The 19,490-nt window shown below is 71.9% G+C and carries 16 protein-coding genes, 1 tRNA gene and 2 pseudogenes; 6 read left to right on the top strand and 13 right to left on the bottom strand.

Features of this window, described 5'->3' with window-relative positions; genetic code table 11:
• Nucleotides 1-143 precede the first annotated feature (143 nt).
• Nucleotides 144-2,276, top strand: a complete 2,133-nt coding sequence (locus BJ965_RS01350) for a SpoIIE family protein phosphatase (protein WP_184916646.1) — start codon at nt 144-146, stop codon at nt 2,274-2,276.
• Nucleotides 2,277-2,291: 15 nt separating this feature from the next.
• On the opposite strand, the gene BJ965_RS01345 is transcribed toward BJ965_RS01350, so the two are convergent.
• Together BJ965_RS01345 and BJ965_RS01340 are read right to left on the bottom strand one after the other, a co-directional pair.
• A complete protein-coding gene (locus BJ965_RS01345; RefSeq protein WP_184916642.1) occupies nt 2,292-2,990 on the bottom strand; it encodes a GAF and ANTAR domain-containing protein in 699 nt (232 codons plus the stop codon).
• A 98-nt stretch (nt 2,991-3,088) separates the two neighbouring features.
• Entirely contained in the window at nt 3,089-5,656 is a 2,568-nt protein-coding gene (locus tag BJ965_RS01340; RefSeq protein WP_184906944.1) for a SpoIIE family protein phosphatase, read from the bottom strand.
• Nucleotides 5,657-5,805: 149 nt separating this feature from the next.
• Here BJ965_RS01340 and BJ965_RS01335 point away from each other — a divergent pair, with 149 nt between their 5' ends.
• On the top strand, nt 5,806-6,396 hold the full coding sequence (locus BJ965_RS01335) for an AMIN-like domain-containing (lipo)protein (protein WP_184906943.1): 591 nt from the start codon (nt 5,806-5,808) through the stop codon (nt 6,394-6,396).
• Nucleotides 6,397-7,159: 763 nt separating this feature from the next.
• Here BJ965_RS01335 and BJ965_RS01330 read toward each other — a convergent pair.
• From BJ965_RS01330 to BJ965_RS38960, 4 genes are all read right to left on the bottom strand, one after another.
• Nucleotides 7,160-8,263 (bottom strand): GNAT family N-acetyltransferase, encoded by a 1,104-nt coding sequence (locus BJ965_RS01330; RefSeq protein ID WP_184916639.1) that lies wholly within the window; start codon nt 8,261-8,263, stop codon nt 7,160-7,162.
• Nucleotides 8,264-8,361: 98 nt separating this feature from the next.
• Nucleotides 8,362-8,739, bottom strand: coding sequence for a hypothetical protein (locus BJ965_RS01325; RefSeq protein WP_221513032.1), 378 nt, complete (start codon nt 8,737-8,739; stop codon nt 8,362-8,364).
• Nucleotides 8,740-8,945: 206 nt separating this feature from the next.
• On the bottom strand, nt 8,946-9,368 hold the full coding sequence (locus tag BJ965_RS38965) for a hypothetical protein (protein WP_246545812.1): 423 nt from the start codon (nt 9,366-9,368) through the stop codon (nt 8,946-8,948).
• Nucleotides 9,369-9,383: 15 nt separating this feature from the next.
• Nucleotides 9,384-9,614: a hypothetical protein gene (locus tag BJ965_RS38960; protein ID WP_246545811.1), complete on the bottom strand. Its 231-nt coding sequence runs from the start codon at nt 9,612-9,614 to the stop codon at nt 9,384-9,386.
• A 135-nt stretch (nt 9,615-9,749) separates the two neighbouring features.
• Here BJ965_RS38960 and BJ965_RS38955 point away from each other — a divergent pair.
• Nucleotides 9,750-10,008 (top strand): annotated as a pseudogene (locus BJ965_RS38955) (AAA family ATPase); the annotation flags it as partial.
• 37 nt (nt 10,009-10,045) lie between these two features.
• Here BJ965_RS38955 and BJ965_RS01315 read toward each other — a convergent pair.
• From BJ965_RS01315 to BJ965_RS01300, 4 genes are all read right to left on the bottom strand, one after another.
• Complete coding sequence (locus BJ965_RS01315; protein WP_313667703.1) at nt 10,046-10,459, bottom strand: Ig-like domain-containing protein; 414 nt, start codon at nt 10,457-10,459, stop codon at nt 10,046-10,048.
• A gap of 321 nt (nt 10,460-10,780) precedes the next feature.
• Nucleotides 10,781-11,797, bottom strand: coding sequence for an IPT/TIG domain-containing protein (locus BJ965_RS01310; RefSeq protein ID WP_184906941.1), 1,017 nt, complete (start codon nt 11,795-11,797; stop codon nt 10,781-10,783).
• Between the two features lie 218 nt (nt 11,798-12,015).
• Complete coding sequence (locus tag BJ965_RS01305) at nt 12,016-12,762, bottom strand: IPT/TIG domain-containing protein (RefSeq protein ID WP_184906940.1); 747 nt, start codon at nt 12,760-12,762, stop codon at nt 12,016-12,018.
• Nucleotides 12,763-13,707: 945 nt separating this feature from the next.
• Nucleotides 13,708-14,526 (bottom strand): SAM-dependent methyltransferase, encoded by an 819-nt coding sequence (locus BJ965_RS01300; RefSeq protein ID WP_184906939.1) that lies wholly within the window; start codon nt 14,524-14,526, stop codon nt 13,708-13,710.
• A gap of 171 nt (nt 14,527-14,697) precedes the next feature.
• Here BJ965_RS01300 and BJ965_RS01295 point away from each other — a divergent pair.
• Nucleotides 14,698-14,772, top strand: a tRNA-Leu gene (locus tag BJ965_RS01295).
• A 15-nt stretch (nt 14,773-14,787) separates the two neighbouring features.
• Here BJ965_RS01295 and BJ965_RS01290 read toward each other — a convergent pair.
• Together BJ965_RS01290 and BJ965_RS01285 are read right to left on the bottom strand one after the other, a co-directional pair.
• On the bottom strand, nt 14,788-15,081 hold the full coding sequence (locus BJ965_RS01290) for a transposase (RefSeq protein ID WP_221513031.1): 294 nt from the start codon (nt 15,079-15,081) through the stop codon (nt 14,788-14,790).
• A 74-nt stretch (nt 15,082-15,155) separates the two neighbouring features.
• A pseudogene (locus BJ965_RS01285) lies at nt 15,156-16,090 on the bottom strand (LLM class flavin-dependent oxidoreductase); the annotation flags it as partial.
• A 575-nt stretch (nt 16,091-16,665) separates the two neighbouring features.
• On the opposite strand from BJ965_RS01285, the gene BJ965_RS01280 reads away from it, so the two are divergent.
• Nucleotides 16,666-18,018 carry a diacylglycerol/lipid kinase family protein gene (locus tag BJ965_RS01280; RefSeq protein ID WP_184906938.1) on the top strand — a complete coding sequence of 451 codons (1,353 nt, stop codon included), beginning with the start codon at nt 16,666-16,668 and terminating at the stop codon, nt 18,016-18,018.
• Between the two features lie 71 nt (nt 18,019-18,089).
• Here BJ965_RS01280 and BJ965_RS01275 read toward each other — a convergent pair whose 3' ends face one another.
• The gene (locus BJ965_RS01275) at nt 18,090-18,416 is read right to left on the bottom strand and encodes an antibiotic biosynthesis monooxygenase family protein (RefSeq protein ID WP_184906937.1); all 327 of its coding nucleotides are present in this window, start codon (nt 18,414-18,416) and stop codon (nt 18,090-18,092) included.
• A gap of 116 nt (nt 18,417-18,532) precedes the next feature.
• Between BJ965_RS01275 and BJ965_RS01270 the strand changes: the two genes are divergently transcribed.
• Entirely contained in the window at nt 18,533-19,483 is a 951-nt protein-coding gene (locus BJ965_RS01270; RefSeq protein WP_184906936.1) for a TIGR01777 family oxidoreductase, read from the top strand.
• Nucleotides 19,484-19,490: the final 7 nt, after the last annotated feature.

Raw genomic sequence — 19,490 nt, 5'->3', positions numbered from 1 at the left:
CACAAAACGGCCGCGCCGCCGCCCCCGGCAGCCCCATGACCGCACCCCGGTTCTGCGCATTCGGCCACAAACCGGGCACCCGTAGGGAGGACATGCCCGCACGCTCCGCCAGGCGTGGCGTCGGGCAGGAGCAGGAGGACACCATGCCCGGGAGCACGGAGCACCCCGGCGCCGCCGGATCGCTGGACGACGTCCTGGGAGTGGCACTGGCCGACACCGTACGCGGCACCGGCGCGTCCATCGGCGGCCTCTACCTCATCGAGGAGGCCGAGCCGGTGCTGCGCCTGGTGGCCCTGTGCGGTCTGCCGCCGGCCTTCACCGCGCCCTGGCGGCGGCTGCCCCTCACCGCACCGGTCCCGGTCGCCGACGCGATCCACGACGACACCCTGGTCAGCGTCGCCGGCCAGGAGGAGATGGCCCGCCGCTACCCCCGCGCCGCCGCCGTCCTGCCCTACCCGTTCGCCCTGGCCGCCGTCCCGCTGACCGGCGTACGGCGCTCCTGGGGCGGCCTCGTGCTGATGTGGCCCGCCGGCCGGCCGCGCCGGATCTCGCCACGCGAACGCGGCCACATCACCTCCAGCGCCCGCCGCATGGCCCGGCTCCTGGACGACGCCGGCCGGCCACCGGCCCTGCCCGACGTGCCCCGCGTCGTCCCCGTGGACGCCACCCGTCACCCCGCGCAGACCGGTCTGGCCGCCGCCGACTACCTCGAACGCCTCCCCGAGGGCGCCCTGGCCCTCGACCTGGAAGGCCGCGTCACCTTCGTCACCGCCACCGCGGCCCGCCTGCTCGGCCGCGACGCCGACCGGCTCCTCGGCACCCGGCCCTGGCAGTCCCTGCCCTGGCTCGACGACCCCGTCTACGAGGACCACTACCGCACGGCCCTCGTCAGCCGCGCCCCCGTGTCCTTCACCGCGCTCCGCCCACCGGACCAGCCTCTGACCTTCCAGCTCTATCCCGACACCAGCGGCATCAGCGTCCGCGTCCTGCCGAGCGCGGAGCGGACCGAGGCCCTGCCGCAGCCGACCGGCGCACGGCCCCCCGTCGTGGCACCGACGGGACGCCTCTACCAACTCGTGCACCTGGCCGCCGCGCTCACCGAGACCGTGACCGTGCGCGACCTCGTCGCACTGATCGCCCACCAGATCCTGCCCGCCTTCGGCGCCCAGGGCCTCGTGCTGTCCGGAGTCGACGCCGGACGGCTGAAGATCACCGGCCACCACGGCTACCCGGCCGACGTCACGGAGCGGCTCGACGCCCTGTCCCTGGACACCGACCTCACCCCCGCCGGCCAGGTCCTCGCCAGCGGCACCCCCGCCTTCTTCGCCGATCCCGCCGAACTGGCCACCAGCTACCCCGAAGCACCGCAGATCAGCGGCAAGCAGGCCTGGGCGTTCCTCCCCCTGATCATCTCCGGCCGCCCGGTCGGCTGCTGCATCCTGTCCTACGCCCGCCCGCACACCTTCACCGCCGACGAACGCGCCGTCCTCACCTCGCTGTCCGGCCTGATCGCCCAGGCCCTCGACCGCGCCCGGCTCTACGACACCAAACACCGGCTCGTACACGAACTCCAGCGCGCCCTGCTGCCCCGGGCCCTGCCGCGCCTGCCCGGTCTCGACGTCGCCGCCCGCTATCTGCCCGCCGGCCACGGCACCGAGGTCGGCGGGGACTTCTTCGACGTCCTGCGTCTGAACGACACGACCGCGGCCGCCGTCATCGGCGACGTGGAAGGCCACAGCGTCGCTGCCGCCGCCCTCATGGGGCAGGTCCGCACCGCCATCCACGCCCACGCCACCGCCGGTGCCGCACCCGGCCAGGTCCTCGCCCGCACCAACCGGCTCCTGGCCGACCTCGACTCCGAACTGCTCGTCTCCTGCCTCTACGCCCACCTCGACCTGAGCCGGGGACAGGCGTCCTTCGCAAGCGCGGGACACGTGCCGCCGCTGCTGCGCCACGCCCGGCACCCCGCCGCCGTCCTCGACGTCGAGCCCGGCCCGCTGCTGGGCATCGACACCGGCGACGACTACCCCGTCACCACCGTGCCCCTGCTCCCCGGCACGACCCTCGCCCTCTACACCGACGGCCTCGTCGAACTGCCCGGCAGCGACGTCACCCGCACCACGGCCGATCTCGCCGGGCACCTGGACACCGCCGACGGACACGACCTGGAACGCCTCATCGACCGGCTCGTCCGCCACACCACACCCGGACAGCACACCGACGACATCGCGCTGATCCTCCTGCGCGTCTCCCGCCTGCGAGGCGCACCGGCATGAGGCCGAACCGGGCCCTCAGACCTGGTCGGGGTGGTTGTCCCGGACCCGCCGGGCCACGTCGCGCAGCTTGAGGTTGTGGTCCTGCGAGATGCGCCGCAGCACACCGAAGGCCTCGTCCTCGCTCATCCGGTGGCGTTCCATCAGGATCCCCATGGCCTCACCGATGGCGTGCCGGGTGTCCAGGGCGTGTTCGAGCTGGTCGACGGTGCGGGCGGTGGCCAGGGCGACGGCTGCGTGCGAGGCGAGCAGCCACCCCGCGGCCTCGATGTCCTTGCCGAACGCCCCGGGGCGGCGCGAGTAGAGGTTCAGCGCACCGAAGTCCTCCTCGTGGGTGTAGAGCAGAACGCCGGTCATGCTGCCGATCCCGAGGTCGCGGGCCGCCCGGCTGTACCGCGGCCAGGACGGCTGCGGCCGGGTCATGTCGGCGATCCGGAACAGCCGCTCCCCGTCCACGCGGCGCGCGGCGTCGAAGCACGGCCCCTCGCCGAGCTCGCCCTGCAGCCGGTCCGACTCCTCGACGATGTCGCCGCACACGGCCAGCGTCACGGCCCGCCCCTTCGAGACCGTGAGGATCCCCGCCGCGTCGCAGCCCTCGATCAGCTTCACCGCCGACTCCGCGATCGCGTCCAGCGTCGCCTGGACCGAATCCCGCTTGACCAGATCCCGGGCGAGCAGCGCCATCTGCTCGGCGTACCGCTGCCACTCCACCGCCATCACCGCCTCGCTCGCCGGTCCGCCCACCGTACTCCGCGCCGTTGCGTACGCCGTCCGTCCGATCCGCCGGGCGGCATGCCCTGTGCCGAGCCATGCAATCACCGGTACGCCGTCAGCAACAGCGCCACGTCGTCCGGCCGCTCCCGGGCCTGACGGGCCGTCCCCATCAACCGGTCGGCGAGATGCTCCACCGAATCCGCCGAGGTCTCGGACAACCGGCGCCGGACGGCGTCGATGCCCGTCTCGATGTCGCTGCCCGGCCGTTCCACCAACCCGTCGGTGTACAGGGCGAGAACGCTGCCGGGGGCCAGGGTAAGCACCGTGACGGGGTACACCGAGTCGGGCTGCACGCCCAGCATGACGCCGCCCGCGAGATCCAGTGTCTCGGCCCGCCCGTCGGGGTGGCGCAGCAGCGGCGGGGGATGGCCGGCCCGCACCGCGAGGGCCCGGCCGGTGGCCGGGTCGAGTTCGATGTAGCAGCAGGTGGCGAAGACGTCCGACTCCAGCTCGGTCAGCAGCCGGTTGGTGTGCGTGATGACCTCCTGCGGCGGCCGCTCGCTCGCGGCGAAGGCGTGCACCGCACTGCGCAACTGCCCCATCACCGCGGCGGCCCCGACACTGTGCCCCTCGACGTCGCCGATGACCAGGGCCACGCCCCGCCCGGTGGTGATCACGTCGTACCAGTCGCCGCCGATCGCCATGCCCTGCGTACCGGGCAGATAGCGGCCGGTGGTGCGCAGGCCCTCGACGGTGGGCAGCCGGTGCGGCAGCAGCCCTTCCTGGAGGCCGCGGGCGACGGCGGACTCCGAGTCGTAGAGCCGCGCCCGCTCCATCGCCTGAGCGGCCAGGCCGCTCAGCGCGGTGAGGGCGGAACGCTCGTCGGGGGTGAACCGGTGCGGGGTGTCCCAGCCGAGGATGCAGGAGCCGACCGAGCGGCCGGAGGCGATCAGCGGCAGGAACGACCAGGCGTTCATGCGGTCCAGGGTGATGCCCGGATAGGCGACGGAGAGGTCCTCGGGCGATTCGAAGAACAGCGGGAGCCGCGTGGTCAGCGCGTGGACGCCGGGCAGCTGCGTGTCGAGGGTGACGCCTTCGAACGGGGTGAGGAAGCCCTCCGGGTAGCCCGACTCCCACAACAGGTACATCCGGCCGTCGCGGACGGTGTACAGGGCGAGTTCCCGGGCGCCGAAGGCGGGCAGCAGCTGCTCGGCCACGGCTCGGCAGACGTCCTGCACGGTGACCGCCTCGGTGAGCACGCTCGCCATCTGCACCACGTGGTACAGCGCGCCGGCCCGCGCGGCGGCGACCGGCCCGGGCGGAGGCGCGGTGGCCGTGAGGCCGGGGCCGGTGGCGGTACCGGCCTCCGCCCCCTGCTCGGCCCCGGTGGGAGGCCCGGTCGGGAAGACCCGCCCGGTCAGCCCGTGCACGTCCGGGTAGAGCACGAAGCTCAGCCAGTTCCCGTCGGGATGCCGCACGAGGAAGGAGACCTGCTCCTGCGACAGCATCGCCGCCCGGTAGCGGTCCTCGTACGCGGGATCCCGGAGCCAGGTGATCACCTCCCACGGGTAGCGGCCGAAGAGGTCCTCGCGGCCGGAGCCCAGCAGTTCCTCACAGCGGCGGTTGGCGTAGGTCAGGCGGCCGTCCTGGTCCAGGGAGAAGAGCCCGTCGGGCAGCCGCTCGGCCGCTTCGGCCGCGGTGAGCCCGCCGCCCGCGTCGACGAGGGCGCCCACCAGGATCCGCGCCGAGCCGGGACCGCCGTGCACGAGGTGGCCCCACAACTCGACCGGCCGGTATCCGGTCCGCCCCTCGCCCCGGGATTCGTCGCGCACCCGGAAGTGCCGGGACCTGACGCGGCCGTCGGCCAGGGCGTCGTGCCGACTCTCCCGCAGTTCGTGCAGGTCGTCGGGGTTGACCCGGGCCGCCACGTCCGTGATGGTGCCGCCGTAGCCCGCCCGGTCGATGCCGAGCAGTTCGAGGGCCTCGTCGTCCGCCGTGCAGCGGTCGCTGTCCAGGTCCCAGTCGATGAGCCCGACCCGGACCGGGCGGGCGGCGGAGGTGGGCAGCCGGACGCTGATCGGGTCGTCGTCGTACTCGACGCGACAGGCGACGGCGTCCGGGCCCGGCCGGCCCGTGCCGAGGTGGTCGAGGCGCTCCTCCATGGCCCGCTCGGCGGGGCGCAGGGCGAGCTCCACCGCCTCCGCCTCCATCGGTGGCCGGGCCGCCGAGCGCAGGACGACCAGGACGCCCACGGCCTCGCCGCCGGTCCGGACGGGCTGGTAGGCGGAGCCGAAGGAGTAGGGGAGCCCGGCCGTGAAGTGCGGGAAGCGCACCATGGTGGCGCGCTCGTCCGGCAGCCACAGCGTCTCGTCGCGCCGGTAGGCCTCCGCCATCGGCAGGGCACCGCCCACCGGAACCCGCCACCAGCTCTTGAGCAGCGAGCGGGGCACTCCGGTGACCATCGCGAGCACGAGCGAGCGCCGGTCGCGGGAGCGCAGATAGACCAGACCGCCGTAGCCGTCGAGGTCCCGCACGGCCTCCACCAGCGGGTTCGTGAGGGCATCCTCGATCCGGCCCGAGTCCTCGCCCGGGCCCCGGCCGTCAGCCCCGTCCCGGCTCCGGCCACCGGCCGACAGCGGCCCGTCCGGTACGGCGGCTGCCTCATCCATGTCGCGTCCTCCCGGTACGGACGTACCGGACATCAATCGCTCCCCACCAGGATGTGCCATGGTCGGCGGTCCGGCGCGGCAAGTGCAACCTTTCGGTCCGCTCGGCCGTCTCACCCGATACCAGCGAAATGCAAGCCTCGGGGGCGGTAATGGTACGAATCGGAACAGCATGCGCGACTCTCGCACTCGTCGGCGCCACGGTGGGTGTGGCGTCCGTCCCGGCCGGCGCCGCACCGGCGGCCGGCACGCAGTCCACCACCCGCGCCACGGCGTGTCCGACCGGCTGGGGAAGCCTCGCCAAGACCGACGCCGGCGCCACGGTCGCACCGCTGACGAACGTCAGGACCGGCCGGCACACCTGCTTCGACCGGATGGTCGTCGACGTGCCCGGCGCGGGCAGCGGCGTCGGCTACCGGGTGCAGTACGTCGACCGGCTCTACCAGGACGGTTCGGGCCGCCAGATTCCCGTGGCCGGCGGGGCCGTCATCGAGGTGCGGGTGTCCGCGCCCGCGTACGACCCGGAGACCGGCGCGGCCACCTACCCCGGCCGGGTGGCGCGCCCGCTGCCGGGCGTGGACCTCACGGGGTACCGCACCTTCCGGGACACCCGGTTCGCCGGCAGCTTCGAGGGCGAGACCCAGATCGGCCTCGGCGTCCGGGCCCGGCTGCCCTTCCGGGTGCAGCAGCTGGACGACCGCGTCATCGTGGACGTCGCCCACAGCTGGACCGCCACGGGCTGACGCACGGAGCCCGGCTCGACGCGCCGGGCGCCCGGGCCGCGTCGCGAGGGCCGGGCGCTCGGTCACATTGCGCGGGCCGGCGCTCGGGGCGCGATGCGCGGGCCGGGCGCCGTGGGCGCGATGCGGCCGCCCGGGCCGAGCGCCCGGGCCGTGGTGCACAGGCTGAGCGCCGGGGCAACGGTGTAAGAGCGGGCGGACCGGGCGCCGGTGCCGACGGGCCGGTCGCCCGGGGCACGTTGCGCGGGCCGTGCACTGGGCCCAAGGTGTGTGGCCCGCCCGCGGTCGACGGGGCAGGCGCCTGGAACACGGTGTACGGGCCGGGTCACGGTCCATGGCCCGCGCGCACGGTCCATGGCCCGCGCGCACGGTCCATGGCCCGGGCGCCGGGTCGAGTGCCGGGCCCATGGCCCGTGGTCCGGGCGCGGGGGCGAAGGTGCACGGCTTGCGCACGCGGTTGACGGGGCGGGTGCCCGGATCAGGGTGTTCGGGTGGAGTGCCGGGGCCACGGTCCATGGTCCATGGACCGGGCGCCGGGTCGAGTGCCGGTCCCATGCCCCATGGGCTGGGCGCGGGGGCAAAGATGCAGCGCCGCGTACGCGGGCCGCGGGGCGGACGCCCGGATCAGGGCGTACGGGTCGAGTGCCGGGGCCACGGTCCATGGGGCTGGAGCCGGGGCCGAGGCGCACGGGGCGGGCCGGCCGAGCGCCGCAGCCGACGGGCCGAGCGCCCGGGGCACTGGACGGTTGCCCGACGGCCGGTCGCCTCAGCCGCCGCGCAGCCGGCCCAGCTCTTCGAGCGTCCGCGCCGCCGCGCCGGACAGGCGGGGCCGGTTGCGCACGAAGCGACGGGCGGCCCGTGCGGGCTCCCGGCCCAGCCAGTGGGCTGCTCCGCCCGGTACCGGCCGCACCGCCGCTCCCTCGTACACCCGCAGGTCACGGGTCTTGAGCGACTCCTTGTAGCGGGCCGGACCGCTGCCCAGGTCGACGGTCTCGACGCCGTCGGCCGCCGCGGCCTCCAGCATCCTCAACTGCAGCACGAGACCGGGGGAGTACTTGGCGTACGCGCGGTCGTACGCCGGGAACCACCAGGACAGCACGGTGCGCGAGCGCAGCCCGAAGTGCGCGGCGACGGGCCGGTCCGCGGCGTACAGAACGGACAGCACCCCGCGGCACTCCGGCTCCTCGCTCTCCCCGAGCAGCCCCACCAGCCCGGTGATCCACCCCTGCGCGAACCGGTCCCGCCGGCCGGTCCGCCGGTACTGCGCCGATTTCCACTCCATCAGCGCCCGCAGCGCGGCGGGGTCACGGGCGTCGTACACGAACCGCACCGGGCCGACCTGTCGGACCAGCCTGCGCTCCTTGGCCAGGGTCTGTCTGAGGAAGCCCGGTGACTGCGCCCGCAGCCGTCGCGTGTACGCCTCGAAGCCCTCGCCGATGTCGACGACCGGCGAGGCGAGCTCCTCGACCGCGTGCGGCACGAACACCTCCTGGCCGGCTTCCAGATTGTCGAACTCCCAGGACGACAGCCCGCAGACCTGTAACAGCCGGCGCGCGTCCAGCCGGATCCCGGGACGCAGCACGGCCCCCTGACTGTCGGACACCCCCAGGCCCACGGCCCGGCCCCGCCCCAGCACCCCCACCTCGTACGGGAAGAACCCCACCGGGGAACCGTCGTCCAGCAGCACCGCCACTCTGACCCCCGGCCTGACCTGTCCCACCGCCACGGTGAACGCCGGATCGAGAAAGGGATTCGCGGGGGCGCCGGACTCCGTCCGGATCTCCCGCCACATCTTCTGGTCGTTCGGACCGAGTTCGTCCGGCCTCAGAACGACAACGTGCTTTCCGGGCAACTCTGCCTCCTGTGTCATCGGCATGGGGACACACGAAGGCCTGCGCATCACCGCGATTCGGCACCAGGGCAGTACTCAGGCCGCACGGCGCAGGCCGTTGTCGGGACTGCCGTCACTCAGCAGCGAAACGTCTGCAACCGGGCGGCGCTCGGGGCGGATCCGACCGCCCCCGCACGCGGTCCCGTTCCCGTCGCACGGAGGTCCGGGCCGTCCCGGCTCGGCACGGCCGCTCCGGCCACCGTCGCACTCACTCCGACCGCCCCCGCGGCCCGCGGCGTGCGCGCCGCGAGCCGCCGCCCGGACGGCTCCTCCTCGCACGGACACGGCTCCTCGGCCTCTTTGGCCCCTTCGGGCCCGGCACCCCACGCCGCGTCCGGCTCCACCGTGGCCGCGACTGCCGCGCGCCCCTCGCCCGAGAGCCCCGGGGCGACGAGGTGCAGCAACAGCAGGCAGGCCACCAGGCCCACCACCGCTGCCCAACGTCGCCGCACCATCAGACCCCTGACCTGCGTTCCGGCGGGGGAGCACGGAGTGGACTCGACCCCAGGGCCGGCGCCGGCCCTGCCCCCCGACACGGCCGGCTGCGCCTTCCAGTAGGCCGAGCCCGACTCCACCCCGTCAAGCCCCGGTGTGACGATTCGTCCCACTCGGCCGGTTGCCACCGGAAATCCAACGGAAAGCGCTGCCGTCGAGCGGGTGTTCAGCCGCCCGCGCTCAGCACGTCACCCGGCTTCGGCGCCCGCACGTTCAGCGGCTCGTCGAAACCGCTGAACGACGTCGTCGTCTGCTGTGCGGCGCTCTTGTAGACCGTCTTCAGCAGATACGGCTCGCCTTCCCGGGCGACGTAAAAGGTGTACGTCCCCGCCTTGTCCGCCTTGTCGGTGACGATCAGTTCGATGGCCTCGGTGTCTCCGACGCGCGCTGATCCGCCCTTCTTCGCCGTGCCGAACGAGTCGAAGGGCCGTTCGCAGGAGGCGAGTCCGCCGCCCGCAGCAGCCTGCTTCACGGGCGTCTTCACCCAGAGGTGCTGCTCGCCGGTGATGCCCGGCTTGTTCTTCCACTTCTGCAGGTAGGCCCGGTCCGGGCGGACGTAGTCGGTCTCGTCCACGCGGATCTGTTCCAAGGTGCCGCCCTTGGATCAGGTCGTCCTGGACCGGCACCGGCCGTCCAGGTCGGTCTCGAGGTGGCTGGTGACCGTGCCGCTGCTCGTGGTGCGGTTGGTGATGTCGACGGTGACGGAATTCAGCATCCGCATCCTGGAGTTGGCCTCGTCGAGGATGTCGCCGGCGGATCTGTCCTCGCCGGTGCCGCCGCCCCCGCACCCGGCCAGGGCCGCGCTCGCCAGCAGACAGAGCGCGGTCGTCGTCACGGTGGCCATGGTCCGCACGGAGCCCCCTGTTGATCGTGTCGGCCGATGATCAGCAGGGGAGCTTACCCGTCCGCCTCGGTACCAGTGGTTCGTCACGCAACCTTGGCCGGGTAATCGCCCCGCGGCTCGGCGGCCATCAGACTGTCTCCAGACGGGCTGCGGTTCACCGCGCCGGTGACCTTTTCTGGTCGGTGAGAACGGCTCAGGGAAGTCGACCCTGGTGGAGGCGCTGACGGAAGACTTCGGCCTGGACTCCTGTGGCGGCTCCCACGACTGGCGCTACGCCTCCCCGCGTGGCAAGTCGGAGCTCGGCGAGCGTATGAGGTTCGACGCGGCCTCGCGCGGGCGCCATACGGCCACCAGATGGTCGACCCGCAAGGGCTTCTTCCTGCGGCGCTCTCCTTTGATGCTCGGATCCGCCAGTGAAGCGCTCACCCGCCCCCTGCGCTGCTCAGCTTCTTCTTCATGGTCTTGTGCTTATAGACGTTGACGGTGTTGTTGAAGTCGCTGACAGAGAAGTTGATCAGCCCGTTGCAGAGAAGGAGACATCCGCCGGGGGTGGGGCCTGGCGGCGGGGCAGACGTGATCTGGACGGTCGTGGTGTTGCTGGAGGCATCGCACTCTGTGTTGCCGTTGTAGGCGGCGGTGATGCCGTGGGAACCGGTGGTGGTGAACGTGACGGTGTAGCTGGCCTGGCCGTTCGCATTGACCGGCACGGTGTCGAGCAGGGTGCTGCCGTCGAAGAACGTCACGCCGAGCCCGCCGGTGGGATCGGCGGGACAGTCGACCGTGGCTGTCAGTTGCACCGGAGCACCTACCTCAGCGGACTGTGGAACGGCAGTCACTGTGGTGCTGGACGCTACGGCCCAGGCGGGCGAGGCAAGGCCCAGTACGGCTGCCAAGGCTGTGGCGACGACCAATCGCCCTCTGCGTGGTGTGATCCTCACTGGTTCGGCTCCTTGTGTGCGCCGGCCCGCGGACTGCGGATGCCGTGGCAGCTTCACGCTAGGGGGATCTCTGTTGCCGTCCTGGAAGGAGCGCCCACTAGTAACCTGGTTGGATCAGTCGCATGAGCCGCTCGTCGGACCGGCGAGTGTGGGAGCGGTACAAAGGGCCGTGCGTACGCGGTGTGTGCGGCGGCTCCTTCGGCCCGGGGCAACTTGGTGTCAGATGCCGGGCGGGGCGTTGCGGGTGTAGGTCAGCCCTGGGCTGGTGCCGCCCGCTGTGGTGACGGTCACGGTGACCGAACCTGCCGCTCCTGCGGGTGCGACCGCCGTGATCTGCGTGTCCGACACGACGGTGAACGGGGCGGCCGTAACTCCGAAGACGACTGCCGAGGCTGTGGACAGGTTCGTGCCGATGAGGGTGACTACGGTGCCCGCGGATGTCGGACCGTTGGTGGGCGCCAGTGCTGTCAGGGTGGGGGCGGCGGCATAGGAGAAGGCGACGGGGTTGCTTGTGCCGCCCGGAGTGATCACCGTGATCGGTGAACTGCCCGAGCCGGGCGGGGCGACGGCTGCGATCTGGGTCGCTGATACCACGGTGAATGAGACGGCGTTGATGTTGCCGAATCGCACGTTACTGGCGTTGAGCAGGTTGCTCCCGGTCAGCGTGACCGTCGTGCCCCCGGCCGCCGGCCCCTGGGCGGGTTCAGCACTGCTGAGGACGGGAGGCGCCGCGTAGAAGAAGAAGGCGTCCGGGGCGCTGGTGCCTCCCGGTGTCGTGACGGTCACGACGGCGGCCCCGGCATTTCCGGCGGGTGTCACGGCGGTGATCTGGGTGGCCGAGTTCACGGTGAATGACATCGCCGGGGCTCCGGCGAAGCTGACCGTGGTGGCTCCGGTGAACCCGGTTCCAGTGAGGGTGACACTGGTGCCGCCCGACGTCGGGCCGTTGCCGGGCGTCACACCCGTGACCACCGGTACCTGCGCCATCACGTAGGTGAACGTCACCGGGTTGCTGTTGCCGGTTGGATTGACGACGGTCACCGCCGTCGCTCCTGCTGCGCGGGGCGGGCTCACTGCCGTGATCTGCGTGGCCGAGTTGATGGTGAAGGAGGTGGCGTTGGTGCTGCCGAACCGTACGGCTGTGGACCCGGTCATGCCGGTGCCGGTGAGGGTGACGGTAGTACCCCCAGTGGTAGGCCCCTGCGAGGGATTGATGGTATTGATCGTGGGCGGCATGAGGATGCTCCTATGGCAGCCGGGGCGAAGCCTGGTACGACGGGCATGCCGGTCGGGGCCCGCGGGGCGCCGTGTCTGGGACTTTGGCACATCAGAGCCGTCTGTCCGCTTGGGCTCATGCGGTCGGACGGCGTAGAGGGCGGGGAACCGCCGTTCGTGAAGTGATGGCCGAGGGAAGCTGCCGCCCGGTGAGGACCGGACGGCAGCGTGATCGAGGGTCAGATACCGGGACCGGCGACGTACGTGTACGCGCCGCCCGCTGTGTCGGAGCCGGCCGGGTTGGCCACCACCACGTCAACCGCGCCGACGGTGCCAGGCGGGGTCACCGCGGAGACCGTGGTGGAGTTCACCACGGAAAACGGTGCCGGGTTGCCGTCGAAGGTGACCGACTCGGTGGAGTCCAGGTTGGTGCCGGTGATGGTCACGCCGGTACCGCCGGACGCCGGCCCGGAGGCCGGCACGACGGCCGTCACGGTGGGGGCGTCCACGTAGGTGTAGGACAGACCGTTGTTCGTCCCGCCTGCGGTGGTCACGCTGACGCCGACCGGGCCGGCCGCCGCGCCCGCCGGCACAGTGACGGTCAGCTGGGTGTCGGAGACGACCGTCGGGGTGGCGGTGTTGGCGCCGAAGGACACACCCGTGGCCGTCGCCAGCCCAACACCGTTGATCGTGACCGTGTTGCCGCCCGCCAGAGTGCCGGACGTCGGCCCGAGTGAGGACTTGAACGGAGCACTGACGTAGAAGAACGGGATCGGGTTGCTCGTGCCGCCCGGAGTGGTCACGGTCACCCCGACGCTGCCGGCGCCTGACGGCGATAAGGCCGTGACCTGGGTCGGCGAGACGTTGGTGACGTTGGTGGCCGGCTTGCTGCCGAAGCGGACGGCGGTGGTGCCGGAGAGGTTGGTTCCAGTGATGGTCACCGGCGTGCCACCGCCGGTGGATCCCTGGTTCGGAGAGATGGGCATGGACGACTCCTCGCTCACATGACAAGGACAGAGACTCAACGAAGCCGGGGGATCACAGGGGCATCGTCCGCGGAAGACCCTCGCGGAGGACCGACATCTGAACTGCGGCACCGGGCCGAGGGAGTTCAGTCGTCGGTGCACAGAGAAAGAACCGGCAGACGCCGCCCCTTGATGTGATCCCCGGTTATGGGATGGGCGGCCCACCGGTTCGCTACTTCAAGTAGCCCACAAGAAGGAGACTCTGACAAGGGGTCAGTCACGGCAAAAATGGCTGGCTGAGCTTGGCCGTAGCGAGCGCTTGTGTACCACCGGCTTGCGCGCCCGTCGGCACCCAAAACACACCAGTCGGCGCCGAGCAAGCGGCGCCGACTGGCTATCCAACCCCTCCCGGGATGCCCATCGTGCCCCGGATGAGCTGCTCTCTCCCCACGTGTGAAGGGAACAGTCATGGCCGGCGTCACGCTTCCCGAGGGGTACGGGCTGCCCATTGGTTGGAATACGCCCAGTAACGCAGGACCCCGGCATATGCGACAAGGCCCAGAGCTCCCCATCACTCGATCGGAGCAGTCGGTCGAGTCGCCGATCGAATGACGCCGTCGCGATCGACACAGCAGTCGCCGCCGGCTCGAGAGCGGCGGCCCTGCCGGCAGCACCTCGTGTGGGTCGGTGAAGTCCAGGGCGCCGAAGACGCTGTAGAGCACGTCGTACGCGCCGGGCGTCGCCTGCTGGTGGGGCACCGCGCCGGACTGCACGATGCGCGGACGTGGCGCGAGGTGGGCGTAGAGGTCGGTTGTCATGGCGTGCCGGGCGGGCGAGACGTCGACGGCGACGACTTGGCGGTCTGGTGATGACAGCCGGGCATGTCTGCGGCGCTGATGGCGGCCCGGAGGTGATCCGGCGGCCAGAGGCGGCAACCGCCCGGCGATCGCTGTCCGGGAGTCAGGTCTAGGTTTTCCGGGCCAGTCCGGCGGCGATGAGGTGTTCCCAGACCGTGAGCTCTCGTCTTTCGCCGCCGTTCCACGGATTGTCGGTCTCATCGGGACGCCACAGGGACGCGGGGACGATCCCGGGTTCGAGGATCTGCAGGCCGTCCAGCAGGGAGGCGATCTCCGCGTCCGTGCGCCACCGGCCGCGGCCGAACGTCTGCTGGAGGACCTTCTCGGCCTCCATGGTCTCCGGGTTGTTGCCGGAGCGGAAATGGCTGATGAAGAAGCAGCTTCCGGACGGGACTTGGTCGCGCCAGTAGCGGACGATGCCCGCCGGGTTCTCGTCATCGTTGACGTGGTGAAGGATCGCGCTGAGGATGACGGCGACGGGGAGGGCGAAGTCGATGACTTCGAGCGTGGCGGGGTGAGAGCGGATGGCTTCAGGGTTGCGCACATCGACCGCGACGACGCGGGTCCGGTCGTTGTTCTCCAGCAGGGCGCGGCCGTGGACCAACACCTGGACGTCGATGTCGACGTAGACGACCCGGGACTCGGGAGCGTGCCGTTGCGCGACCTGGTGGACGTTGTCCGCGGTCGGCAGGCCACTGCCCAGGTCGATGAACTGCCGAATACCGGTGGTCTTCGCGATCTCCCTGACCGCCCGGGTCAGGACCGCGCGGTTGGCGAAGGCGATGGCCACCGAACCGGGCAGGTCGCGCTTGAACACGTCGCCGATCTCACGGTCCACGGCGTAGTTGTCCTTGCCGCCGAGCAGGTAGTCGTAGACGCGGGCGATGCTGGGCTTGGCCGGGTCGATGGAGGAGCCTTCGTACGTCATGGCGGTCATTCTTTCCGCAACGTCGCCTGAGTGCCCTCGTTTTGGTCCGCATGCTCTTGTCGCCGAAGCATGAGCGGGGTTCGAGAAGGAGAGGGGCGGAGTGCTGGTGGCGACCCCGGCAGCTGTATCGCCTGTTCGCCGCCGTGGGTGAGGACTATGATCACCAGCAAGGCGGGGTCGTAGCACAGAGGTAGTGCGCCGCGACAACATCTCGGAGGACGTCGGTTCGAATCCGACCGCCCCGCCCCTTCCAGTGGCTCGTCACACAGCCTTGGCCGGGTAATCGGTCCATGAACGGATCGGTGAGTTGGGCGCGTGGGTCGTCTTCGGCTCGGCACGGGCATTGCGCCAGCGGACGTAGGCGGCGATGGCCGCGTTCTGCTCGTCGTGGCTGCGATGGTCGGTGCCGTTGCGTGCGAAGTAGCGCAGGGCCGCGAACTCGGCTTCGATCCAGTTCAGCCAGGAGCCGTAGGTCGGCAGGAAGACCAGCTCGACGTCGTTGCCGGCCGCCCGGGCGCGGACTTTGGCGTGCTTGTGCGGGGAGAAGTTGTCCAAGGTCCCGGAGACAGTCTGATGGCCGCCGAGCAGCGGGGCGATTGCCGGCCAAGGTTGCGTGACGAGCCACTGGATTCGTGGACCGGCTCGATCGCCCTGCCCAGCGTGTCGAGCCGGTCGTCGGGGGGTCCTCCGGCCGGGTGGAGGCGGACCGTGTTCACCCCGGCGTCGCGCCAGACACGCAGGCGCCGCCGGACCATCTCCTCCGTGCCGATGAGCGTGGTGGCCAGCACCATCTCGTCGGTGACCAGACCTGCCGCACTGTCCCGTCGCCCGCCTGCCGGCGCCGCCGGACCTCCGCCGCGACCTCGGCCCAGCCCTGCCGGATGTGGGCCCGGTTGTAGAAGTTGGTCGACGCGGAACCCATGCTGCCCAGGCTGAAGGCGAGTTCCCTCTTCCGCCCGGCGACCATGGCGGCCAGTGCCTCCTCGTCCCGGGCGAAGGCGACCTCCGCGCCCTGGCAGACCTCGAACCCGGCAGGCGCACGGCCGGCGGCGGCCAGACCCCCGTCCAGGGGAGTGAAGCAGGCCTCCGCCGCGCCCTCGGGGACGAAGCTGGTGCCGAGCCAGCCGTCCGCGACCTGGCCGGTCAGCCGCAGCATGGCGGGGGACAACGCGGCCAGGTGGACGGGCACCGGGTGCTCGGCACGCATGGACAAGCGCATCGGCACGGCCTCCCCGCCGGGAAGCGGAATGTCGAACTCCGAGCCGCTGCAGGAGATCTTGCCGCCGTCGACGACCTGCCGCACGATCTCCACCGTCTCCCGCATCCGTGCCAGAGGACGGGCGAACGGCACCCCGTGCAGGCCGTCGATCACCTGCGGCCCGGACGGGCCGAGCCCCAGCAGGAACCGGTTGCCGGACAGATTGGACAGGGTGATCGCCGTCTGCGCCAGGGCGACCGGTGGGCGCGTGCCGACCTGCATGACTCCCGAGCCGAGCAGCATCCGCTCCGTGCGGGCGGCGTAGAAGCCCAGGGCGGACGCGGCGCCGGAACCCCAGGCCTCCGAACTCCCCCTCCGGATCGCACGCGACGACGATCGATGTCGTCTCCCACTCCCCGAACCGTTCGTGCCTGCTCCGGCCGACGAACCGGGCTCCCACGGTCGGCCCGGACGCACCCTCCGACCAGCGAGCCGACTGCAGCTCCTCGCTCATCTCCGGCATCCGCGTCACATCCGACATCAGCACCCACACCCTCCCCGGTGGGGCGGCGACCCACGTCGTCCCCTCGACCGTCGGTTGGTCCGCGTACCGCGCACCCGTCCACTCCATCGGCGCCGGCCTCCTCGTCGAAAGGAACGGTGATGCAAGAGTTGCGTCATGAGACTCAAGTGTTCAAGGACGCTTGGGGACGAGGGAGGTGAGAGGGTGCGCGGATGTACTCCGGTGCCCGGAACGGCGCCGGCCGGGCCGCGTACGCTACCGATGGCTCCGCCCCCAGGGATCTTCACCCTGTCGGGCCCGGCGGCGGGGGAGCCATCCAGGACGGCGGTGGCGGAGCCGACGCGTCGGCGGGCACCATGGGCACGGCGGGGCGCGGTCCCGGGAGTCCGCCCGCGCCGGCCTTCGAGCGGAGGACGAGATGGGAACGGCGATGGACGAGCGGTTTCACCGCCGGCAGAGATGGGCGGCCAGGGGCGCCCTGGCCGCGGCCGCGCTGGCGGCGCTGCTGCCGCTCGTCTCCGGCGGTCTGCGGGGGCTGCTCCTGCTCGTGGCGGGCCTCGCGGGACTCGCCCTGACCGCGGCCGCGCTCTGGTGGGTGCTGTCCCGGCGGGGAGCGGTCCGCATCGCATCGGCCGCGCTGGCCGTCGTCGCGCCCGTCGGCCTTGTCACCCTCTTCGCCGCCGCGAATCTGCTCTGGGTGGTCTTCCTCTCCCTGCTCCTGTGGTGCGGGGCGGTCTGGAGCGGCCGCTACGCCCTGCGCAGCACGGGCCTGCGGACGGTGCGGGTCAAGGAGTACCGCACACCGCCTCCGCTGCGTCCCTTCCTGCTGCTCAACCCGCGCTCCGGCGGTGGCAAGGTCGAGAAGTTCAACCTGCGGGAGAAGGCCGAGTCGCTGGGCGCCCGGGTCGTCCTGCTCGACGCGGACCAGCACCAGGACGTCACCGCCCTGGCCAAGGCAGCCGTTGCCGACGGAGCCGACCTCCTGGGCGTCGCGGGCGGCGACGGCACCCAGGCCCTGGTCGCCGCCGTGGCGGCGGAACACGGCCTGCCGTTCCTCGTCATCGCCGCCGGCACGCGCAACCACTTCGCCATGGATCTGGGCCTGGACCGGGACGACCCCGCCACCTGCCTCGACGCCCTCACCGACGGCGTCGAACTCCGTGTCGACCTCGGGTTCGCCGACGATCGCCCGTTCGTCAACAACGCCTCGTTCGGCGTCTACGGGGCCGTCGTCCAGAGCCCCGGCTATCGCGAGGACAAGGTGGGCGCGGCCCTGGAGCGCCTGCCCGACCTGCTCACCCGGCAGAGCGGCCCGCGTCTGACGGCCACCGCCGACGGCATCACCGTCACCGACCCGCAGGCGATCCTGGTCAGCAACAACGCCTACCGCATGGACGACCCCTTCGGTTTCGGCCGGCGCGAGCGGCTCAACTCCGGGCGGCTGGGTGTGCTCGCCGTCCGCGTGGACAGCGCCGTGGAAGCGGCTGAACTCCTGCTGTCTCCTCGCCCGGAGGGGCTCACCGTGCTCACCGCGCAGCACGTCGTCGTCGATGCCGACGAACCGCAGCTGGAAGTCGGCCTCGACGGGGAGGGGCTCACCATGCCGGCTCCCGTCCACTGCCGCGTCGCGCGCCGCGCCCTGCGGGTCCGGGTGCCCCGCAACCGCCCGGGAGTCCCGGAGGCGCCCCCGCGTCTCGACTGGCGCCGGCTGCGAAAGCTGGCCGCAGCGGTCGGCCGCACCGCCGTGCCCAGGCGTTCCCGGCACACCTGAGCGCCGGCAGGGCCGTCACACGCGAGGCCCCCCACGCCGCACGGCGTGGAGGACCTCGCGCCTCGCGCCGGTCAGGCCTCCTTCGGCCCGGCCTGCTGCACCACCTCGAAGGACCACAGTGTGGAGCCGCTGGCCGCGGGCTTCGGGCGCTCGCCGCCCTCGCCGTCGCCTTGGTGCGCGCTCTTCATCGGCCCCTCCATCCAGGCCTGGAACGACGCCTCGTCACGCCAGCGCGTGTAGACGAGGTAGGTGTCGGTGCCCTCCACCGGGCGGAGCAGCTCGAACCACTCGAACCCGTCGGAGTTCTCCACGGCGTGCGCACGGGAGGCGAACCGCTTCTCCAGCGTCTCCCGCTGCTCGGCGGGCACGGTCAGCACGTTGATCTTGACTACGCTCATGCGCCCCATCTTGCCCGATGGCGCATCTGCACAGGTCGAGTCCCCGCCTGCGTCATGTTTTGAACGTGTTCAAAAGTGAGTTAGAGTCGCTGTCACACGTCGAGGGGGAGACTTTCATGAAGTTCGTGATGCCCGGCGGCACCGGGCAGGTCGGTACGGTCCTGAAGCGCGCGCTGAGTGCGGCGGGACATGACGTCGTGGTGCTCAGCAGGCGCCCTGCAGGGCCCGGTGAAGTGCACTGGGACGGGGAGACCGTGGGGCCCTGGACGGCCGAGATCGAGGGCTGCGACGTCGTGGTCAACCTGGCCGGCCGGAGCGTCAACTGCCGCTACACGCCCGCCAACCTCCGGCAGATGATGGACTCGCGGGTCCACTCCGCGCGGGTCGTGGGCGAGGCGATCGCCGCGGCCGGCCGCCCGCCCCGGGTCTGGCTGCAGATGAGCACCGCGACCGTCTACGCCCACCGACTCGACGCGCCCAACGACGAATCCACCGGCGTGATCGGCGGCACCGAACCCGGCGTCCCCGGCTACTGGGGATACAGCGTCGACATCGCCAAGGCCTGGGAACGCGAACAGGAGAGCGCCGACACCCCCCGCACGCGGAAGGTGGCCCTGCGCGCCGCCATGGTGATGAGCCCGGACCGCGGCGGCGTCTTCGACGTCCTGCTGCGGCTGGCCCGGCTCGGCCTCGGGGGCCCGGTCGGCGGCGGCGCCCAGTACGTGTCCTGGATCCACGACCGGGACTTCGCCCGGGCCGTCGAGTTCCTCGTCGCCCGGGACGACATCGAGGGCCCGGTCAATCTCGCCGCACCGGAGCCCCTGCCACACCGCGCCTTCATGCGCGCGCTGCGCGCCGCGGCGGGTGTCCCGGTGGGCCTGCCCGCGACACGCTGGATGGCGGAGATCGGCGCGTTCGTCGTGCGCTCGGACACCGAACTGCTGCTGAAGAGCCGCCGCGTCGTCCCCGGCCGCCTGCTCGAAGCGGGCTTCGCCTTCGAGTGCCCCGAGTGGCCGCAGGCCGCGGACGACCTGGTGCGACGCCTCCGCGGCCGTGCGGTGCGGTGACCTCGGG

The sequence above is a fragment of the Streptomyces luteogriseus genome (assembly GCF_014205055.1).
GTDB classification, from domain to species: domain Bacteria; phylum Actinomycetota; class Actinomycetes; order Streptomycetales; family Streptomycetaceae; genus Streptomyces; species Streptomyces luteogriseus.
Note: the sequence above shows the minus strand (reverse complement) of the source record. Positions and strands in the feature narration are given on the sequence as shown.